Below are 20,369 nucleotides of genomic sequence, written 5' to 3'. Positions count from 1 at the left end.
CCCGCGCTCCGCGCTGGGCGAACTCCCAGGCGTCCTCGATGATTCCGGCCAGGTCGGCGCGGCTGGGCTGCCAGCCGAGCCGGTCCCTGGCCCGCTCGGCGGAGGCGACCAGGACGGCCGGGTCGCCGCCCCGACGCCCCGCGACGACCTCGGGCACCGGGTGCCCGGTGACCTTGCGCACGGTCTCGACGACCTCGCGCACCGAGAAGCCGTTGCCGTTGCCCAGGTTGCAGATCAGGTGCTCGCCGGCGGTGGCGGCGGTCAGGGCGAGCAGATGGGCCTCGGCGAGGTCGGCGACGTGGATGTAGTCGCGGACGCAGGTGCCGTCCGGCGTGGGGTAGTCGTCACCGAAGACGGAGATCGCCTCCCGTCGGCCCTGGGCGACCTGGAGGATCAGCGGGATCAGGTGCGTCTCGGGGTCGTGGCGCTCGCCGTGGCGGCCGTAGGCACCGGCGACGTTGAAGTAGCGCAGCGAGACGGCGGCCAGCCCGTGGGCGACACACTCGCCGCCGATCATGTGGTCCACGGCCAGCTTGCTGGCGCCGTACGGGTTGGTGGGCGCGGTCGCCGCGTCCTCGGTGATGGGGGTCGTGCTGGGCTCACCGTAGGTGGCGGCCGTGGAGGAGAAGACGAGGGTGCGCACGCCCGCGTCGCGCATCGCGGCCAGCAGGGCCATGGTGCCGCCGACGTTGTTCGTCCAGTACTTCTCGGGGTGCGTGACCGACTCGCCGACCTGCGAGGAGGCGGCGAAGTGGAGCACGCCGTCGTACGAGGCGTCCAGCCAGCGCGCCGCGTCCTGGATGCGCCCCTCGATGAACTCCGCGCCCTCGGGCACGCTCACCCGGTGCCCGGTGGACAGGTCGTCCAGGACGGTCACCTGGTGCCCGGCCGCCAGCAGATGTGCCGCGACCACGCTCCCGACGTATCCCGCTCCGCCGGTGACCAGGTACTTCTGTCCGTTGCTCACGTGCTCGCTACCTCTCGCAGTCGCCGTGCCGCGGCCTCTGGCGGCACATCGTTGATGAACACATTCATGCCGGATTCGGAACCCGCGAGGAACTTCAGCTTGCCGGAAGTCCGTCGGATGGTGAAGAGCTCAAGGTGGAGCGCGAAATCGGCCCGGTCGGACGCGCTCAGCGGCGCCTGGTGCCAGGCGGCGACATAGGGCGTGGGCGGCTCGTCGGGACCGAAGAGGCGGTCGAAACGGCGCAACAGCTCCAGGTAGACGCGCGGGAACTCGCCCCGCGCCGCCGCGTCCAGGTCCCGCAGGTCCGGCACGCGCCGCCGGGGGTAGAGGTGCACCTCGTACGGCCAGTGGGCGGCGTAGGGGACGAAGGCCGTCCAGTGCTCGCCGGCCAGCACGATCCGGCGCCCGTCGGCCACCTCGTCGGTGACCACGTCGTCGAAGAGGTTGCGCCCGCCGGTGCGCGCGCGGTGGGCGGCCAGCGACTCCAGCATGCGCGCGGTACGCGGGGTGACGAAGGGGTACGCGTAGATCTGGCCATGCGGGTGACCGAGGGTCACACCGATCTCGGCGCCCCGGTTCTCGAAGCAGAAGACCTGCTCGACGGCGGGGAGTCGGGCCAGTTCGGCGGTGCGGTCGGTCCACGCGGCCAGCACCAGCGCGGCCTGTTCCTCGCTCAGGTCGGCGAAGGAGGCGTCGTGGTCGGCGGTGAAGCAGACCACCTCGCAGCGGCCGGCGTCGCCGGCCAGCGAGGGGAAGCGGTTCTCGAACACGACGACGTCGTAGTCGGTGGCGGGGATTTCACTGTGCCGGGCCGGCGCGTGGGGGGTGGCCGGGCGCGAGGGGCAGAGCGGACACGCGTCGGCGGGCGGGTGGTAGGTGCGCGCCTGGCGGTGCGAGGCGACGGCGACGTGGTCGCCCAGCAGTCGGTCGGCACGGATCTCGGCGGAGGTGGCGACGGGCTCCAGCGGGCGGGGGTCCCGCGCGGTGCGCACCAGGTCGTCCCGGGAGTCGTAGTAGATCAGCTCGCGGCCGTCCGCGAGGCGGGTCGACGTCTTCTGCACCCTGTACCCCTGTCACGATCCGAAAACGTTCCAACAATAGCTTTCAGAATCAAACAATAGCGCGTACTTTCTTTGGCGTTCCGTTCGCGCGAAGAAGCGAGAGGCCCATGCATCAGCTAGCCGAGGAACTCCGGCTCTCCACCAACTGGCTCGACTACTCCATCCTGGCGATCTACTTCGTCGTCGTGTTGGGCATCGGCTACGCCGCCCGGCGCAGTGTGCGTACGAGCCTCGACTTCTTCCTCTCGGGCAGGTCGCTGCCCGCCTGGGTCACCGGCCTCGCCTTCGTCGCGGCCAACCTGGGCGCCACCGAGATCCTGGGCATGGCGGCGAACGGGGCGCAGTACGGCGCGTACACCGTGCACTGGTACTGGATCGGCGCCATCCCGGCCATGGTCTTCCTGGGCCTGGTGATGATGCCCTTCTACTACGGGTCGAAGGTCAGGTCCGTGCCGGAGTTCCTGCTGCATCGCTTCGGGCCCTCCTCACACCTGCTCAGCTCCCTCATCTTCGCGCTCTCCGCGGTGCTGATCGCCGGCGTCAACCTGTACGCCATGGCGATCGTCCTGGAGGCCCTGCTCGGCTGGCCGCAGTGGGTGGCGATCGTGGTCGCCGGGTTCTTCGTGCTCGGGTACATCACCCTGGGCGGACTGTCCTCAGCCATCTACAACGAGGTACTTCAGTTCTTCGTCATCCTCGCCGCGCTGATTCCGCTGACGATCGTCGGCCTCAAGCGGGTCGGCGGCTGGGACGGCCTGACCGACGCGCTGACCGGCGAGGGACGTCCGGAGGGCGCCGGCGGTGAGGACTTCCTCAGCGCGTGGGACGGCACCGGCATCGGCGAGGCCAACGCGCTGGGCGCCAACTGGCTGACCATCGTGCTGGGCCTGGGCTTCGTGCTCAGCTTCGGCTACTGGACCACCAACTTCGCCGAGGTGCAGCGGGCCCTGTCGGCCAAGAACCTCTCCGCCGCCCGGCGCACCCCCCTCATCGCGGCCTTCCCCAAGATCCTGATCCCGATGGTGGTGATCGTGCCCGGCCTGATCGCCCTGGTCATGGAGCCCTCGCTGGGCAAGGAGGGCAGCGGCCTGGAGTACAACGACGCCATCCCGGTCCTCATGCGCGACCTGCTGCCCAACGGCGTGCTCGGCATCGCGGTGACCGGCCTGCTGGCGGCGTTCATGGCGGGCATGGCCGCCAACGTCTCCTCGTTCAACACGGTCTTCACCAACGACATCTGGGGCGCGTACGTGAAGAAGGGCCGCCCCGACGCGTACTACCTGGCCACCGGTCGGTGGATCACCGCCATCGGCGTCGTGCTCGGCATGGGCACGGCCTTCATCGCCGCCAGCTTCAGCAACATCATGAACTACCTCCAGACGCTGTTCTCCTTCTTCAACGTGCCGCTGTTCTGCGTGTTCATCATCGGCATGTTCTGGAAGCGCTCCACCGGCCCGGCCGGCTTCTGGGGCCTGCTGTCGGGCACGGCGGCGGCGATGCTCAACTACTTCTGGCTCTACAAGCAGCACGTCGTCGACATCCCCTCCGACCAGGGCGCCAACTTCGTCTCAGCCATCGTGGCGTTCGTCGTCGGCGCGCTGGTGATGTGCGCCGTCACGCTGGTGACCAGGCCGAAGCCGGTGGAGCAACTGGCCGGCCTGGTCTACGGCACGCGCTCGCCCGGCATGAGCGAACCGGCGGCCGAGGGCGACGACGCCTGGTACCGCAGGCCCGCGCTGCTCGGCTGGGGCGCGGTGATCCTGGCCGCGCTGTGCTACCTGCCCTTCTCCCTGTGACCGCCGCCCCGCCCGCGCCGCACACCCGGGCGCGCCCCTCGCCCCGACGTCCCCCCGCCAAGGAAGGAGCCTCATGAGCGACTACCGGCACGAGGTCGAAGAGCTGGAGCACACGTCCACGACCGCGGCCCGACTCTTCGACGTACGCCGCGTCATCGGCGGCCTGTTCGTGGTCTACGGCGTGATCGTCACCATCGCCGGACTCACCGCCTCCGACGCGGACCTGAAGAAGGCCGAGAACATCAACATCAACCTCTGGACGGGCCTGGGCATGCTGGCCCTCGGCCTGTTCTTCCTCATCTGGCTCCGGCTGCGCCCACTGCCCGCGCGGCCCTCGGCGGACCCCGCCGACGCACCGGACACCGCGCCAGCCAGCGCGCCGGACCCGGACCGGGGTACGCCGGGCCCCTGATCCACGCCCCGTGCTCCCCGCCACGCCCCGCCCCCGCCACGTCGCGGGCGCGCGCCCGGCCGCCACCGCGCCCGGACACCCCGCGATCGCACCCCGGGCGCGCCCGCGCCGTCGGACTAGCTACGCCCCGGGGCCGGCCCCATCCCGCCCCGCGGGCCGAGCTCGGGGCGGCCGGGACGCCCGGGGTAGCCGGGGCCCGCCGGACCGCGACCGGGCGGGCCCTGGCCCGGCTCCGGATGGCCCGGCGCGGCGCGGCCCGGGTGGCCGGGAGCGGCGGCGCCGCGCCCGGGCGGGGCGCCGGCACCGCGACCGAGCCGACCCGGCACGGCCTGGCCACCGGGGCCCGGGTGGCCGGGCCCGCCCGGACCCGCGACGTAGGGCCGGGGCGGGCCGGCGCGCTCCGATGGCGCGTCGGCCGGCTCCGGAACCGCCGCGTGCCGGCTGGCGGTGGCCCGGTCGAGCAGGCCCGTCCGCGCCGCGAGGGCCGCCGCTTCGAGACGGGAGCCGACGCCGAGTTTCATCAGGACGCGCTGCACGTGGGTGCGGGCCGTGCTCGGCGCGATGGCCATGCCCGCCGCGATCAGCCGGGTGTCCTCGCCCTCGGCGACCCGGACCAGCACCTCCACCTCGCGTGGCGTGAGCAGTTGGAGCAGCCGGGCGCCCTCGTCGTCGGGTTGCGCGGCCGGGTTGAGGAGTTCGGCGAACGCCCCCTGGAGAAGCTGGGGCGCCACCGCCGCGTCCCCGGCGCGCGCCTTGATCATGGCGCGCTCGACGCCCTCGATGCGCTCGTCGTGGCGTACGTACCCGGAGGCGCCGGCCGCGAAGGCGGCGGCGATGCCGCGCGGGCTGGGCACCGGCCCGAGCACCACGACCGCGACCTGGGGCCGTTCCTTCTTGATCCGTACCACCGGCTCGAACACACCAGGCTCGGCCGGTGTGCCGGTGCCCAGCAGGCACACCTCCGGGGCCCGGCTCACCACCAGGTCCGCGGCCCCCGCGCTCGGCGCGGCAGCGGCGAGCACCCGGTGCCCGCGAAGCTTCAACGCCGAGGCGAGCGCCTCGGCGAGCAGTCGGTGGTCGTCGACCACCATGACTCGCACGCCCATGAACTCCCCCCATCCGCCCGGGGACGACCGTCCCGGATATCCGTGGTCCCCGTGTCGACCGAGATCGTGCCGTCGTGACGGCGCAAGCCCCCCAGCTTGCACCTGACCCCCGATCTCTTGCCCCCGGAAGCTACACGCTTGTTCGACATTGCGCGCCCCTTAGCAGGAAGAAGCGGCCGGAGTGCCGAAACCCGTCCCTTCGCGCTCAGTTGAGGTCGCAAAGAGATCATCTCGGCACGACAATGGCCCCGCCGGTACGGAACGTACCGGCGGGGCCACCACCTGTGCATCAGTGCCGCACTGGTCAGTTGGGGCCGAAAACCATCGCTAGCAGGTCCTCACCGCGTTGGTAGTCGCGCGGCTCGGTGGCGTAGATGTCCCCCATGTACAGCTTGTCGTTGGCCCACAGGAACACCTCGTGTCCCAGGCTGTAGTTGGACTCCGTCTCCACGGTGGCCGTCGCGTTCTGCATCAGCTTGGCCTTCTCGTAGCTGGTCGGGTCGATCTGCCAGACCGCCCCGCCCTCGCGGTAGGTGGTGTCCTGGTAGGCGACCAGGTAGCCGTCCTTGTCCAGTTGCAGCGGCGTGATGCTGGAGTTCGGCACACCGTCGGTCTTGCCGACCGTCTTGCCGGTGGTCAGCGAGTACGCGACGATCTCGTTCTGCGGCGTCGTCTCGGAGGCGCCGCGACGCTCCTCGGTCGCCATGAACAGCTTGTCCTTGGTCACCACGACCTTGCTGCAGGACTCGACCTCGTTGGTCTGGCACTCGGCGGTGAACTTGCCGTTGCCGGTCGCGATCTTGCTGATCAGCTTGCCCTTGCGCTGCGAGGCGTCGATCGTCATGAAGTCGGAGACCGAGGCGCCCGTCGAGTCACCGGCGTCGACACCGATGACCATCGGGTCGGTGGAGACCACGTGCACGTCGTCCAGGCCGTCGGTGAGCTTGTACTCGGACAGGATGTTCCCGTCCTTGGGGTTGATGAGCTGGACCGACATGCGGGCCTCGCCGTACTCGCCGCAGCCGCGCACCGCGACGAGCTTGGGACCGCCGCCGTAGCCGTAGTCCGAGCACTCCTCGTTGGCCTGCGGCGACCAGAGCTTGTCGCCCTTCATGGACCACGCGGCGCCGCCGTCCAGACCGCCCGCCGCGATGGTGCCGCCGCCGATGGTGACCTCGTCGAACTCCAGCTTCTCGTCGGCCTCCTTGATGCTGCGCTGCCACACGAGCTTGCCGTTGTTCAGGTCGACCAGGCCGATCTCGCTGCAGTCCGGGTACTTGTTCTCCGCGGTCGGCTTGCCGTCCTCGAAGACGACCGCGGTCATGCCGTCCTGGGTGACCTGGGTGCTGCCCCAGCACAGGGCGCCGCCCAGCGGGATCTCGTACTGCGCCGAGGAGCCACCGGACACCGGGTAGCCGACGATCTTGTCGATCTGCCCCTTGGCCCACACCTTGTCGGTGGCCCACAGGCCGGGCGAGTTGGCCTGCTCCTTGACCTTGGGCATCGGGATCTTGGCGAGCAGGTTGCCGCCCACGAGCTTGGGCGTGGGGCGCTTCTTGACGCCGCCCTCGCCCTTCTCGCCCTCTTCGCCGCCGCTGGTCCCCTGGCTGGTGCCGGTCTCCTTCTTGGCCTTGTCGTCGCCGTCGCCGCCCTTGGTCGCGAACCACACGCCGCCACCGACGACCAGCGCGATCGCCACCACGGCGCTGACGATGATCGCCATCCGCTGCTTGCCGGGCCGGTTGCCGTCACCGCCGCCGGGCGCGGCGCCGGGGAAGGGCGCGTGCGGCGGGTGGTTGCCCGCCTGGGTCTGCCCGTAGGGGCCCGCTCCGTACGCGGCCTGCTGGCCCGGGCCGTAGGGCGTGCCCGGCGGCGTGGGGTAGCCGTAGCCACCGGCCTGCGTCGGGGCCTGCGGGTAGCCGTAACCGCCCACCTGCGTGGGGGCCTGCGGGTAGCCGTAGCCACCGGCCCCGGCGGGCGGGGTCTGCGGGGACTGCGGGGCCGGCGGCGGAGTGCCGGGCGGGCCCGGCGGCGGGGACTGGGGTGCCTTGCCGAACTGCGGCGGGGCGCCGGGCGGGCCGGGCGGCGGCGGGCTCTGGGCCGGCTGCCCGGGCGGCGGCGGGACCTGCGGCGGCTGGCCGGGCGGCGGGGACTGCGGGAAGCCGTAGTGCGCCGCCTGGGTCGGCGGCTGCTGCGGATAGCCGTAGCCGGGCTGGCCATGCTGGTGCCCAGCGCCGCCGTTGGCGTCGCCGTAGCCCGGTGGGGGTGGGTTGTGGGGGTCCTGCGGGGCGCCGAAGCCGCCCTGCGGCGGCTGGTGGGGCGGCTGTGACATCGACATTCCTTCTCGTGGGGCCATGGCCGACCGGCCTCCCCCGCTGTCTCCCGTGGCTGAAACCCATCGGAGACGGAGCGAATCGGACATGAATGCGGCCTGGCAACGGCAGGCGAGCGGGTGTTCTTTGTATCACCCGGTCATCGCACTGCCGGTGCCGGTGGCCGTCGCGCCCGGGAGCTGATACCGGCCCGTGACGAGACCGTTGCACCGTCCCGCCCGGAATTCCCGTCCCCCGCGCGGAGCCACGGACGCGAACGCGCCGTGGCCCGGCACTCCCTACGCGGGAGTGCCGGGCCACGGCGTGGGGCGCGGCGTGGGGCTGGCCGGCGCGCGCGAACGGTCACACGTCCTCGGCCAGTTCCAGCCAGCGCGATTCCAGTTCGTCCCGTTCGCCCGACAGCTCCCGCAGCTTGCCGTCGAGTTCGGCGACCCGCTCGAAGTCGGTGGCGTGCTCGGCGATCTGGGCGTGCAGTGACGACTCCTGCTCGCTGATCTTGTCCAGCCGGCGCTCGATGCGCTGCAACTCCTTCTGCGCGGCGCGCAGCTCGCCCGCCGACTTCTCGCGGGGCCGGTCCGCCTCGCCGGTGGCCTTGCCCGTCGGCGCGGCCGGCCCGGCGGCGGGGGCCGGCGCGGTCCGCACGCGCTGGCGTCGCTCCAGGTACTCGTCGACGCCGCGCGGCAGCATCCGCAGCGTGGTGTCGCCGAGCAGCGCCAGCACGCGGTCGGTGGTGCGCTCGATGAAGTACCGGTCGTGGCTGATCACCACGAGCGAGCCGGGCCAGCCGTCCAGCAGGTCCTCAAGCTGGGTCAGCGTCTCGATGTCGAGGTCGTTGGTCGGCTCGTCGAGGAAGAGCACGTTGGGCTCGTCCATCAGCAGTCGCAGGATCTGCAGCCGGCGCCGCTCGCCGCCGGACAGGTCGCTGACCGGCGTCCACTGCTTCTCCTTGGTGAAGCCGAAGTGCTCGCACAGCTGCGAGGCGGTCATCTCGCGGCCCTTGCCCAGATCCACCCGCTGGCGCACCTGCTCGACGGCCTCCAGGACACGCCAGGCCGGGTTGAGTTCACCGACCTCCTGCGACAGGTAGGCCAGGCGTACGGTCTTGCCGACCGTGATCTGGCCCGCCGCCGGCTGTTCCTCGCCCTCGGTGCGGGCGGCCCGGTCCATCGCGCGCAGCAGCGAGGTCTTGCCCGCGCCGTTGACGCCGACCAGGCCGATCCGGTCGCCGGGGCCGAGCTGCCAGGTCAGGTGCTTGAGCAGGGTCTTGGGCCCGGCCTGGACGGTCACGTCCTCCAGGTCGAAGACGGTCTTGCCGAGCCGGGAGTTGGCGAACTTCATCAGTTCGGCGCTGTCGCGCGGCGGCGGCACGTCGGCGATGAGCGCGTTGGCGGCCTCGATACGAAAGCGCGGCTTGCTGGTCCGGGCGGGGGCGCCGCGCCGCAGCCAGGCCAGCTCCTTGCGCATCAGGTTCTGCCGCCTGGCCTCCTCGGTGGCCGCGATCCGCTCGCGTTCGGCGCGGGCGAAGACGTAGTCGCTGTAGCCGCCCTCGTACTCGTGCACCTGGCCGCGCTGGACGTCCCACATGCGGGTGCAGACCTGGTCCAGGAACCAGCGGTCGTGGGTGACGACCACCAGCGCCGAACGGCGGGCGCGCAGGTGGCCCGCGAGCCAGGAGATGCCCTCCACGTCGAGGTGGTTGGTCGGCTCGTCCAGGACGATCAGTTCGGGCTCGCCGATGAGCAGCTTGGCGAGCGCGATACGGCGTCGCTCGCCGCCGGACAGCGGTCCGATCACGGTGTCCAGGCCCTGTCCGAAACCGGGCAGGTCGAGGCCGCCGAACAGGCCGGTCAGCACGTCGCGGACCTTCGCGTTGCCCGCCCACTCGTGGTCGGCGAGGTCACCGATCACCTCGTGTCGCACGGTGGCGGCCGGGTCGAGCGAGTCGTGCTGCGTGAGCACGCCCAGTCGCAGCCCACCGGAGTGCGTGACGCGCCCCTGGTCGGTGTCCTCCAGCTTGGCGAGCATCCGGATGAGGGTGGTCTTGCCGTCACCGTTGCGGCCGACGACGCCGATCCGGTCGCCCTCGTTGACGCCGAGGGAGATCCCGTCGAGCAGGGCACGGGTCCCGTACACCTTGCTCACGGTTTCCAGATTGACGAGGTTCGTTGCCATCTCACTCCTGGGACGGGGGGCGTTCGAGTCCCAGCGTAGTCGCCACGGGCCGACCACCGAATCGCGCCGCTGTACGCGGTACGGGAGTGGCTCGCGCCACCCGCCCGTACGACGGGGTGACTGGCGGGGACGGGGGCGGGAGTGGGAGGGCGCGCGTTGTCGGAGGCCGTGCGCCGGGGTCGGCTCGCGGCGTGGGTGGACCGTGCCGGTGCGTGGACGGCCGGTGCGTGGGCGGCCGGTGCCGTGACACGGGGCCGGGGTGCGGTGAGGCGCGGGACGTGGTGGGGGCCCGCGCTGTGGAGGCGCGGGCGTCGAGCGGGCGAGGCGGAGTGTCGGGGCCGGCGTCACCCGGGGGGCAGCGTCGCCCGGGGGCGGTGTGCGGGGGTCCGCGCGGTGTGGGCGCGGGCGGGGTCGGGTGTGGAGGGTGGCGCGCGGTGGGCCCCCGGCGCCGCCCGGGGTGGGCGGGATGCCGGGGGTGGGCGGGATGCCGGGGGTGCGCGCGCCTCTGGCGGGGTCTGGCTCGTCGCGTGCCGTGTGCTCGTGGGCGCCCGCTACCCGCGTCCACCCGCGCGCCCGCACGGGCAGCGTCGGGGTGACAAACCGGTGGGCGCCGGCGTACGCCTCAGGCGGTCGGGGTCGCGCGCTGCTCGTGGACGACGGTGGCGCCCTCGGCCGGGCTCGTGGCCACCCGGGCCGTGCGGCAGGTGCCGGAGGCGGCGAGTTCGGCCGCCACCTGGTCGGCGCCTGCCGCGTCCTTGGCCAGGAACGCGCAGGTGGGGCCCGATCCGGAGACGAGCGCGGCGAGCGCGCCGGCCCGCGTGCCGGCGCGCAGGGTGTCGGTCAGCGAGGGACGCAGCGAGAGCGCCGCCGCCTGGAGGTCGTTGCTGGAACCGTCCGGGCCGGCCGTCAGCACGGTGGCGAGCGCGCTGGCGTCGCCGGTGCGCAGCGCCGCCAGCAGGGGCGCCGACGGCTCGGGGTCGGGCACGTCCGCGACGGTGTCGCCGGCGCCGTGCGCGAGACGCAGCCGGTCGCACTCGCCGTAGACGGCGGGCGTCGAGAGCCCGCCGTCCGCCACGGCGAAGACCCAGTGGAAGGTGCCGCCCACGGGGAGCGGGGTGAGCAGCTCGCCCCGGCCCCGCCCCAGCGCCGCCCCGCCCACCAGGCTGAACGGCACGTCGCTGCCCAGTTCGGCGCAGATCTCCAGGAGTTCGTCACGCGTCGCGCCGGTGCCCCACAGCGCGTCGCAGGCCAGCAGCGCGCCGGCGCCGTCCGCGCTGCCGCCCGCCATGCCACCGGCGACCGGGATGTCCTTGGCGATGTGGAGGTGGACGCGGGGCTCGACGCCGTACCGGGCCCCGAGGAGTTCGGCGGCCCGGGCGGCGAGGTTCGTACGGTCGCAGGGCACCTGGTCGGCGTCCGGCCCCTCGACCGTGACCCGCAGCTCGTCGGCCGGGGTGACCGTGACCTGGTCGTACAGGCCGACGGCGAGGAAGACGTTGGCCAGGTCGTGGAATCCGTCCGGCCGGCGGCCACCCACCGCGAGCTGGACGTTGACCTTGGCCGGGACGCGAACGGCGATGGAGTCGATCACGGGCTCTTGGCTCCTCGGTGCAGGGGCCGCCGCGCGGTGTGGGCGGCGACGCGTGGTGGTGCTCGCACCCTACGGACTCCGAGGGCCGAGCCGCTGCCCGGCGTCTCACCTGACGTGCGACGCGCGCTGGCGCGCGGCGAGTGTCGGGCGGCGGCCCGACCGCCGAGCGCGGCCTGCCCGGGCGCGCGGACGAGGGTGCGCGGCTGACGCGCCGGGAGGGGCTCCGGCCTGCCGCGCCGGGAGGGGGCTCCGGCTCGCGCCTGCCGCGCCGGGAGGCGAGGCGTGTGGACGCGGCGGCGACGGGCGTCGGCCGGGGTTCGCGGCCGGTCCGGGGGCGCGGCCCGGTCCGGAGGGGGGCGCCGCTGGTCGACGTACGGGCGCGCGGGCGCCCGCGGGGCGTGGAGTGGCGCGGTGGGAAGCGCGATCGCGCGGTGGCGCGCGTACGGAACGGTGACCGGTCTCGCCTGGGTACGGGGCGGGGGCGCGCGTCCCCTCGGGTCCGACGCGCGGAGGGGTCCGCCAGGCGTACGGAGGTGAGCGCGTGTACGGGGGACAGCGCGCGAGAGCGTGGGGTCGCGCGGCGGGTGGCGCGGTGGCGCGGACGTACTCCTTCGCGAACGCCCGGCCCGGACGCGCGCCAGGTGTGCGCCGGGGTGGGCGGCCGTGGCACGGACGCGCTGGGCGCAGGCGGGGGGGCGGGGGCGGCCCGTCCGGCGGGCGGTCGGCGCGGCCTCGTCGCCCATGCCGTCGGCGGGGCGGCCTGCCGCGGGGCGGGGGCCACGCGGCGACCTGGCCCGCCTCGACGCGGCGGCGGGCCGCGCCGCTCACCTGGCGGGGGTGTGCTCCGCGATCGCGGCGAACTCCTCCACCGTCAACGCCTCGCCGCGCGCCTGGGGCGAGACCCCGGCGGCCACCAGCGCCGCCTCGGCGGCGGCGGCCGAACCCGCCCAGCCCGCGAGGGCTGCCCGCAGCGTCTTGCGGCGCTGCGCGAAGGCCGCGTCCACGACGGCGAACACCTGCTCCTTCGTCGCGCTCGTACGCGGCGGCGCGGACCGACGCACCAGCGAGACCAGGCCGGAGTCCACGTTCGGGGCGGGCCAGAAGACGGTGCGCCCGATCGAGCCGGCCCGCTTGACCTCCGCGTACCAGGCGGCCTTGACCGACGGCACGCCGTACACCCGGGAGCCCGGCGCCGCCGCGAGCCGGTCGGCGACCTCCGCCTGCACCATGACCAGCGTGCGCTCGATGCTGGGGAAGGTCGCGAGCATGTGCAGCAGGACGGGCACGGCGACGTTGTACGGGAGGTTGGCGACCAGGGCGGTGGGGGCCGGGCCGGGCAGCTCGGTGATCCGCATGGCGTCCGAGTGGACCAGCGCGAAGTGGTCGGCCCGCTCCGGCAGCCGGGCGGCCACGGTCGCGGGCAACGCGGCGGCCAGCACGTCGTCGATCTCGACCGCCGTGACCCACTCGGCCGCGTCGAGCAGCGCCAGGGTGAGCGAGCCGAGGCCGGGTCCGACCTCGACGACCGCGTCGTCCGGCCGCACCTCGGCGGTGCGCACGATGCGGCGCACCGTGTTGGCGTCGATCACGAAGTTCTGACCGCGCTGCTTGGTGGGGCGCACCCCGAGCGAGGCGGCCAGTTCGCGCACGTCGGCGGGCCCGAGCAGCGCGGTCGGCGCCGCGACGGGATCGGCGGGCGGGGTGGCGGGGTCACCGGCGCGGGGGTCGGCGTCTGGGGCGGAGCTCACCGCTTGAGTTTACGGCCGCACCACGCCGGCCACCGCGCGCGCCCGCCCAGGGGCCCGGGCGGGGCGGCCCGGGGCCGGCGAGGCGACGGGCCGGGCGCACGGCCCGGGGGTGCGGGGCGTGCGGTCCGGCGGAGGGCTGTGCGGCCTGGCGGGGCGCGGTCGGGCGTGGGGGCGGGGCTCAGTAGCCGAAGGCGCGCGCCGTGTTCGCGGCCACGGCCGTCGCCAACTCGTCCTCCCCGATGCCGCGCACCTCGGCCATGGCGCGCAGGGTCAGCGGGATGAGGTAGGGCGCGTTGGGCCGGCCCCGGTAGGGCATCGGGGTCAGGAACGGCGCGTCCGTCTCGACCAGGACGCGATCGAGCGGGGCCACCGCGAGCGCGTCCCGCAGCGGTTGGGCGTTCTTGAACGTGACGTTCCCGGCGAAGGACAGGTAGTAGCCGTGCTCGGCGCAGATCTCGGCCATCGCGGCGTCGCCCGAGTAGCAGTGGAAGACGACCGTCTCGGGCGCGCCCTCCTCGTCCAGTACCCGCAGGACGTCGGCGTGCGCCTCGCGGTCGTGGATGACCAGCGCCTTGCGGTGCCGCTTGGCGATGTCGATATGGCGACGGAAGGAGAGCTCCTGCGCGGCCATGCCCTCGGGGCCGGTCCGGAAGTAGTCGAGACCGGTCTCGCCGACGGCTCGCACCTGGGGCAGCGCGGCCAGCGCGTCGATCTCCGCGAGCGCGGCCTCCAGCGCGGCGTCACCACCGGCCGCCCGCGCCGGCCGGGAACGGCCAGCCCCCTGGTGCCCCTCGGGGTCGCCGAGCACGATGCGCGGGGCCTCGTTGGGGTGCAGGGCCACGGCGGCCCAGACGTTGTCGTACGCGCCGGCCGTCTCGGCCGCCCATCGCGAACCCGCCACGTCACAGCCGACCTGGACGACGGTGTGCACGCCGACCGACGCGGCCTTGGCCAACGCCTCGTCCACCGTGCCGTGCTGCATGTCCAGATGGGTGTGCGAGTCGGCGACGGGCACCCGTAGCGGCTCCGGGAGCGGCGGCGGTACGTCCTTGTCCCGGTCCCTGGCCCGGCCGTCGCCCCGCTTGTCGCCGCTCGTACCGGGCCGCTTCCCCACCTCCCGCGCGCCGGCCGTGGCCGTCTCGCCCGGGGCGGTGGGTGCGCCGCCGTCGCCGCTGGTGTGTGCCGTCTGCGCCATGGTCGCGATTGTAAGGAGCACCTCGGGCGGGTGACGGGCCGGCATGGGCGGGTGACTGGCGGACGGGCACGTGGCTGGTTGGCGCGGGGGTCGGTGACGGGCGGGCGGGCGGCTGGTGGTGGTGGGCCGGTGGCCAGCGCGCCGGGTGGGCCCGCCGCGACGGGGTGGGTCGCGGCGTACGGGGCGGGCCCGGCCCGCCGGCGCGGGCGAGGCGCGAGCGGGGGGCGGATCGGCGGGTCACGCACGGGTGAGGCGCGAGCGGAGGGGTGTGGGGCAAGCGGAGGGAAGCGGGATGCGGGGCCGGCGGGGCGCGGGGCCGGTGGGGTGCGGGGCGGCCACGCCGTCTGGTGGAGCGGGCGGGGGTGCGGGCGCCGGCGCGTTCGCCTTGGGGGCCGGGGTCCCGCACGCCCCGCTCTCACCTGCGGCGCCGGCGCCGCGCCGGGGGCTTCCGCTCCTCACCGGGCACGCCCGCGCGACCGGCGTGCCCGCGAGGGCTCACTTGCGGTGGAAGGGCCACAGGTCCGCGAGGTGCCAGTGGTGGTCGTCCGCCGCGCCGGCTGCCGACGCGTTCGCCTCTCCCGCGCGCCGGCGCGCCGCCCGCCCGGCCGGCATGGCCCGCCACGCCGAGGTGACCTGGCCCGACTTCATGATGCGCAGCAGGTGCGCCCCGCAGTTCAGGCAGGTCGGCTTGGTCAGCGGGGAGGGCACCCGCTCGCCACCCGCGTGGTAGCTCACGTACGGCTGCCCCAGGGCATCCACGTGGTGCTCGATGTCGTACGCCTGCTCCCAGCCGTGCCCGCAGTGCATGCAGGCGAACGAGTACGCCTCGTGCGCGACCGGTTCGCCGGCCGCACCGCCACCGGGCGGCCGGGACTGCGTACGGGCCAGTGCGTCGGCTATGGAATGGCTACCGCCCGTGGTTCCTGCGGTTTCGCTCATGGCAGCTCCTCTTGTCCGTAGGACAAGCCTTCCGGGATCGGGGATTTCCCCCCGCCTCCAGTGGACTCCCGGAAGCGTGGTAGCGCAGCAGGCGTTCCCACTCCTTGAGGCAGATTTGAATTGCGCGTGCCAAAAGCACCGGACGCACGGTCGAAGCTTTGCTTTGCGCGGTGAGCCCTTTACCTTCCGTGGGGTTCCGGCTTGTACGCCCCTCGCGGAAGTGAACGCGTTTCCGCAGCGTATGCGCTCAGAGTCGGGGTGACGCCGCTCATCCGAGCCCGCACCGCCGCCGGGCCGGGAGCGTCGTAGCCCGCATGCCGGACCGACCTACATCCGAGACTCGTTCGACACACGGCGGCCACGGTAAATCCCCCGCTGGCCGATCGCCGCAGATCTCCCGTGAATATCACGACGACACGCGAACACCGGTCAGAGCATTTCCCGATCTCTCTTTGTCGAGCGCGTCACGGAAATCCGGAATGCCGCCTCACATAAGCGCCCATGTGAAATCCCGCACAATCGGGAAGGGGGGCGGCCAGCGCATTTACCCGTGCGTCACTCCCCGGGCGATCGCCCTTTCCCCGTTCCGGGCGAAGCGGGCCCGGCACCGACCCCGCCGGCCCCGATGACGCACGCGCGGTCCGCCGCGCGAGGTCGGCGCCCTCCGGCGCGACGACCGTCACGCCTCGCGCCACGGGGCGCGCTCCCCCTGCCCAGGGCCGGTCCCGCACCCCCGTCCCCCCGTACGACGATGACGCTCACCTCACGCCAGGAGCCGCGTCAGGACCAGCGCCGCCCCCCCTCCCCCGACGTCAGCGCGAAACCAGCCCCACCCCGCGTCAGGCCCACCCCGCGTCAGGCCCACCGCGTCAGCCCCACCCCACGCGACGGCCAGCCCCACCCCGCGTCAGCCCCACCCCATGTCAGCCCCACCCCGCGCGCCCCGCAGTGGAACGGAGCGGGGCTGACCCTCACCCCGCGTCAGGGGCAGCCCCGTGGCCGGCCCGCTTCGCCGCTACCACCGCGTCGAACACCTCCCGCTTCGGCAGCCCGGCCTCTGCCGCCACCGCCGCGATGGCCTCCTTGCGCCGCTCGCCCGCCTCCTCCTCGCGCACGGCGACGCGACGGGCCAGCTCTGCGGGGGTCAGGTCCTGCGGCCCGGGCTCGGGTGCTCCCGCGACGACGATGGTGATCTCACCGCGTACGTCACCGGCGGCCCACTCGGCGAGCTCGGCCAGCGGCCCGCGCTTGACCTCCTCGTACGTCTTGGTCAGCTCCCGGCACACCGCCGCCCGCCGCTGCGCGCCGAACGTCTCGGCCATGGCCCGTAGCGCCTCGGCCACCCGGTGCGGCGACTCGAAGTACACCAGCGTGCGCCGCTCGTCGGCGACCTCGCGCAGGCGGCTGAGCCGCTCGCCGGCCTTGCGCGGCAGGAACCCCTCGAAGCAGAAACGGTCCACCGGCAACCCGGACAGGGCGAGCGCGGTCAGCACGGCCGAGGGGCCGGGCACGGCGGTGACGGTGATGTCGCGTTCGACGGCGGCGGCGACGAGCCGGTAGCCGGGGTCGGAGACCGACGGCATGCCCGCGTCGGTGACGAGCAACACGCGCGCACCCCCTTCCAGTGCGGCGACCAGGTCCGGCGTGCGGGCCGACTCGTTGCCCTCGAAGTACGACACGACGCGCGCGGTCGGCCGCACGTCCAGGGCCTGCGTCAGCCGGCGCAACCGTCGGGTGTCCTCGGCCGCGATGACCTCGGCCGCGGCCAGCTCGGCGGCCAGCCGTGGCGGCGCGTCGGCCGGGTCGCCGATCGGGGTTCCTGCGAGTACGAGTGTTCCGCTCACCGTTCCAGTCACGCGCCCATCCTCCCAGCCGGGCGCCCCCGCGCCGCGCCGGTGGACACGGCCGCGCGACGCCGCCCCCGCGACGCTCGCGGGGGCGTTCCCTACGATGGCGCGGTGACGAGTGACACCGCGACCCACGCCCAGCGGGGCCAAGCCGCCGAACAGCAGCCGCTGCCCTGGCAGCTCAGACTGCGCCGATTCGGTTACGCGGGCCGGGCGCGGACCGACGTCCGTGACCGGCTGGTGCCGCCCTTCCCCGAGCCCGGCACGCGGCTGTGGACGGCGCTCGGCCTCAGCCCGCTCGCCGCGTACCGGCTGGCCCGCTGCATGGGCTGGGTCGGCCCGCTGCTGGTGGCACTGTTCGCGGGGCTGCTGCGGTTCTGGCGGCTCGGCAGCCCGAACGACGTGATATTCGACGAGACGTACTACGCCAAGGACGCCTGGTCGCTGCTCCAGTACGGCTACGAGGGCACCTGGAGCAAGGACGCCAACGACCAGCTCCTGGAAACCCCGCAGCGTATTCCGCTCAGCGACGCCCCCGCGTACGTCGTGCACCCGCCGGTGGGCAAGTGGGTCATCGGGCTCGGCGAGCAGTTCTTCGGGCTCGAACCGTTCGGCTGGCGTTTCATGGTCGCGCTGCTCGGCACGCTGTCGGTGCTCATGCTGTGCCGCATCGGCCGCCGGCTCTTCCGGTCGACCGCGCTGGGCTGTCTGGCGGGCGGTCTGCTCGCGGTGGACGGCCTGCACTTCGTCATGAGCCGCACCGCGCTGCTCGACCTGGTGCTGATGTTCTTCATCCTGGCCGCGTTCGGCGCCCTGGTCGTGGACCGCGACCGGGCCAGGGCCCGGCTCGCGGCGGCCCTGCCCGTCGACTCCGACGGGCTGGCCCGACCGGACGCGACCGTCGCCGAACGCCTCGGCCTCGGCTGGCGTCCGTGGCGCGTCCTGGCGGGCGTGTGCCTGGGCCTGGCCTGCGGCACCAAGTGGAACGGACTCTACGTACTGGCCGCGTTCGGCCTGATGACCGTGGTGTGGGACGCGGGCGCCCGGCGCGTCGCGGGCGCCTGGCACCCCTACCGCACGGCCCTGCGCCGCGACGTGCCCTGGGCGTTCCTGTCCACGGTGCCGGTCGCGATCGCCACCTACGTCGCCTCGTGGACTGGCTGGTTCGCCGCCAGCGGCACCCACAGCGAGGAACTCGGCTGGCGGCACAGCGGCTACTTCCGGCACTGGGCCGAGACCGACGGCGGCTACTCGGCGGACGGCCCCTTCTCCTGGCTGCTCAACCCGCTGCGCAGCCTGTGGCACTACGAGAAGGAGGTCTACGACTTCCACGTCGGCCTCGACTCGCCCCACACCTATCAGTCCAACCCGTGGAGCTGGCTGGTCCAGTCGCGCCCGGTCTCCTACTTCTACGAGTCACCCAAGCCCGGCCACGACGGCTGCCCCTCCGACACCACCGAGAAGTGCGCCCGCGAGGTCCTCGCCCTCGGCACCCCCCTGCTGTGGTGGGCGGCCTGCTTCGCCCTCCTCTACCTCCTCTACCGCTGGGCCCTGCGCCGCGACTGGCGCGCCGGCGCCATCCTGTGCGGCACGGCGGCCGGCCTGCTGCCGTGGTTCGCCTACCAGGACCGCACGATCTTCTCCTTCTACGCCGTGGTCTTCGTACCGTTCCTGTGCCTGGCGGTCGCCATGATGCTCGGCGCCATCGTCGGCCCCCGCCAGGCCACCGAACGCCGCCGCGTCATCGGCGCCGTCTCGGCCGGCGCCCTGGTCCTGCTGATCGTGTGGAACTTCATCTACTTCTTCCCGATCTACACTGGCCAGGCCATCCCCCTGGACGCCTGGCGAAACCGGATGTGGCTGGACACCTGGATCTAGGCGGAGGCTTTGCCGGGCCCTCGGGACGCTGTGCGGCCTGCCAGGCGAGGTGGGTTTCCGCGGCGAAGGTGAGTGCTGGCAGTGCGCGCCGGGGCGGGCGGGCGAGTCCAGCACGCTGCCCGCCGTGGCTGTCAGAGGCATGGGTTACCGTCCGTCCATGGCCATCGATGCGCTCCCCATCAAGCCGGGTGATATCCACACTCGCGAAGAGATCCAACCGGTGCTGGGCGGCAGCCTGTACGGCGGCATCGTGCCCTCCGACGTCAAGGCTAATGTGCTGCTGTTCTCGGACGCCGAGGCTGGGGCCAAGCACGGCTACTACGACGGCTGGTTGCAGGAAGAGGACGAACTTGGCCCCGTCTTCGAGTACACCGGCGCGGGCGGCGGCGAGCAGGTCTTCGGCGGCCAGTACGGCAAGGGCAACTCCGCCATCCTCGGCCACGTGGACAAGGGGCGCACGCTGCACCTGTTCGTCGCGGTAGGCACGGTGTCCGGCAGCAAGACCAAGCGGCACCGCTACGTCGGCGCGTTCGAGCTCGATGCCACCACGCCCTATGTGACGCGACAGACTCCGGGCGAGAGCGGCGCACCCCGGAAAGCCATCGTCTTCCGGCTCCGTCCGATCGGAGACTTCGAGCAGGTGGCTCACGACCAGATCCCAACAGCATCAGAGCTCGAAGCAGAACTGGTCCCCGCCGACGTCACCACGAGCACGCTGGTCAAGTCCGAGCAGCACGCCAAGCAGTTGGGCCAGCGAGCCGCCATCGCGGCCACGACCGCCCGCCGCCGCGAAGCAGAGCTCAGCGATGCCTTCGAGGCCCACCTCACCGCGCAAGGCCATGTAGTCGGCCGCTTCCAAATACGCCCCAAGGGGATGTCCTCCACCCTCCTCACCGACCTGTACGACGCCACCCAGCACGTGTTGTACGAGGCCAAGGGCAACAGCACGCGAGAAGCCGTGCGCATGGCGCTGGGACAACTTCTGGACTACGGACGCTACGTCCGCGCCAGCAATGCGCCAGAGGTGCCGCCTGCCCTGGTGGTTCTCCTGCCCCAGCTCCCCGCCGAGGACCTAATCGAACTCCTGGCGGAGCACGGCGTGGGCCTGGTCCATCGCGTGGGCAACACGGACGAGTTCGTCAAGGTCACCTGACACAGCGCGCCGCAGGCTGAGCCCCTGAAGCACCCGGTGCTCGGCCGCGCAACCATGCCCGCACATCGCCCCACCGCGCCCCCGCCTCCCGCGCCTCCCACCCCTGCCGACCAGCCCGTTCGGCCCCTCCCACGGAGTTATCCACAGGGCGCGTCGCGGTTCGGGCTGCGC

13 protein-coding genes and 1 pseudogene are annotated in these 20,369 nt (G+C 73.4%); 4 read left to right on the top strand and 10 right to left on the bottom strand.

From position 1 onward, the window contains the following. Both galE and galT read right to left on the bottom strand, forming a co-directional pair. Positions 1-967, bottom strand: a 967-nt coding sequence (galE, locus tag ACFVFR_RS25245) for a UDP-glucose 4-epimerase GalE (RefSeq protein ID WP_383705568.1), incomplete at its 3' end; no start/stop codon positions are given. Next, the gene (gene galT / locus ACFVFR_RS25240) at positions 964-2,028 is read right to left on the bottom strand and encodes a galactose-1-phosphate uridylyltransferase (RefSeq protein WP_383705566.1); all 1,065 of its coding nucleotides are present in this window, start codon (positions 2,026-2,028) and stop codon (positions 964-966) included. The genes galE and galT, both read right to left, overlap by 4 nt. Before the next feature lie 107 nt (positions 2,029-2,135). Here galT and ACFVFR_RS25235 point away from each other — a divergent pair, with 107 nt between their 5' ends. Next, positions 2,136-3,824, top strand: a complete 1,689-nt coding sequence (locus tag ACFVFR_RS25235) for a sodium:solute symporter family protein (RefSeq protein WP_383705564.1) — start codon at positions 2,136-2,138, stop codon at positions 3,822-3,824. A gap of 73 nt (positions 3,825-3,897) precedes the next feature. Further along, a complete protein-coding gene (locus ACFVFR_RS25230) occupies positions 3,898-4,236 on the top strand; it encodes a hypothetical protein (protein WP_383705562.1) in 339 nt (112 codons plus the stop codon). Positions 4,237-4,622: 386 nt separating this feature from the next. On the opposite strand, the pseudogene ACFVFR_RS25225 reads toward ACFVFR_RS25230, so the two are convergent. The 8 genes and pseudogenes from ACFVFR_RS25225 to rsmI all read right to left on the bottom strand — a co-directional run. Beyond that, a pseudogene (locus tag ACFVFR_RS25225) lies at positions 4,623-5,342 on the bottom strand (response regulator transcription factor); the annotation flags it as partial. A gap of 304 nt (positions 5,343-5,646) precedes the next feature. Further along, entirely contained in the window at positions 5,647-7,674 is a 2,028-nt protein-coding gene (locus ACFVFR_RS25220) for a PQQ-binding-like beta-propeller repeat protein (protein WP_383705560.1), read from the bottom strand. 343 nt (positions 7,675-8,017) lie between these two features. Next, the gene (locus ACFVFR_RS25215) at positions 8,018-9,847 is read right to left on the bottom strand and encodes an ABC-F family ATP-binding cassette domain-containing protein (RefSeq protein ID WP_383705558.1); all 1,830 of its coding nucleotides are present in this window, start codon (positions 9,845-9,847) and stop codon (positions 8,018-8,020) included. Between the two features lie 622 nt (positions 9,848-10,469). Next, on the bottom strand, positions 10,470-11,438 hold the full coding sequence (locus tag ACFVFR_RS25210; protein ID WP_383705556.1) for a 4-(cytidine 5'-diphospho)-2-C-methyl-D-erythritol kinase: 969 nt from the start codon (positions 11,436-11,438) through the stop codon (positions 10,470-10,472). A gap of 824 nt (positions 11,439-12,262) precedes the next feature. After that, positions 12,263-13,105, bottom strand: a complete 843-nt coding sequence (gene rsmA / locus ACFVFR_RS25205; RefSeq protein WP_383705580.1) for a 16S rRNA (adenine(1518)-N(6)/adenine(1519)-N(6))-dimethyltransferase RsmA — start codon at positions 13,103-13,105, stop codon at positions 12,263-12,265. Between the two features lie 259 nt (positions 13,106-13,364). After that, entirely contained in the window at positions 13,365-14,381 is a 1,017-nt protein-coding gene (locus ACFVFR_RS25200) for a TatD family hydrolase (protein ID WP_383705553.1), read from the bottom strand. A gap of 495 nt (positions 14,382-14,876) precedes the next feature. Beyond that, complete coding sequence (locus tag ACFVFR_RS25195) at positions 14,877-15,320, bottom strand: hypothetical protein (RefSeq protein WP_383705551.1); 444 nt, start codon at positions 15,318-15,320, stop codon at positions 14,877-14,879. 971 nt (positions 15,321-16,291) lie between these two features. Beyond that, positions 16,292-17,164 (bottom strand): 16S rRNA (cytidine(1402)-2'-O)-methyltransferase, encoded by an 873-nt coding sequence (gene rsmI, locus ACFVFR_RS25190; protein ID WP_383705578.1) that lies wholly within the window; start codon positions 17,162-17,164, stop codon positions 16,292-16,294. Positions 17,165-17,278: 114 nt separating this feature from the next. Here rsmI and ACFVFR_RS25185 point away from each other — a divergent pair, with 114 nt between their 5' ends. Next, complete coding sequence (locus ACFVFR_RS25185) at positions 17,279-19,045, top strand: dolichyl-phosphate-mannose--protein mannosyltransferase (protein ID WP_383705549.1); 1,767 nt, start codon at positions 17,279-17,281, stop codon at positions 19,043-19,045. A gap of 157 nt (positions 19,046-19,202) precedes the next feature. Beyond that, positions 19,203-20,198 carry a hypothetical protein gene (locus ACFVFR_RS25180; protein WP_383705546.1) on the top strand — a complete coding sequence of 332 codons (996 nt, stop codon included), beginning with the start codon at positions 19,203-19,205 and terminating at the stop codon, positions 20,196-20,198. Positions 20,199-20,369 lie beyond the last annotated feature (171 nt).

It is taken from the genome of Streptomyces sp. NPDC057702 (genome assembly GCF_042799315.1).
Classification (GTDB): Bacteria; Actinomycetota; Actinomycetes; order Streptomycetales; family Streptomycetaceae; genus Streptomyces.
The sequence above is the reverse complement of the archived record's forward strand: the minus strand, read 5'-3'. Positions and strand labels throughout refer to the sequence as shown.

Bases quoted from the DNA above. Each gene is read 5' to 3' on its own strand.
- ACFVFR_RS25195 (WP_383705551.1), bottom strand. From the start codon at position 15,320: ATGAGCGAAACCGCAGGAACCACGGGCGGTAGCCATTCCATAGCCGAC.
- ACFVFR_RS25220 (WP_383705560.1), bottom strand. From the start codon at position 7,674: ATGTCACAGCCGCCCCACCAGCCGCCGCAGGGCGGCTTCGGCGCCCCG.
- ACFVFR_RS25180 (WP_383705546.1), top strand. From the start codon at position 19,203: ATGGCCATCGATGCGCTCCCCATCAAGCCGGGTGATATCCACACTCGC.
- ACFVFR_RS25200 (WP_383705553.1), bottom strand. From the start codon at position 14,381: ATGGCGCAGACGGCACACACCAGCGGCGACGGCGGCGCACCCACCGCC.
- ACFVFR_RS25235 (WP_383705564.1), top strand. From the start codon at position 2,136: ATGCATCAGCTAGCCGAGGAACTCCGGCTCTCCACCAACTGGCTCGAC.
- ACFVFR_RS25230 (WP_383705562.1), top strand. From the start codon at position 3,898: ATGAGCGACTACCGGCACGAGGTCGAAGAGCTGGAGCACACGTCCACG.
- ACFVFR_RS25215 (WP_383705558.1), bottom strand. From the start codon at position 9,847: ATGGCAACGAACCTCGTCAATCTGGAAACCGTGAGCAAGGTGTACGGG.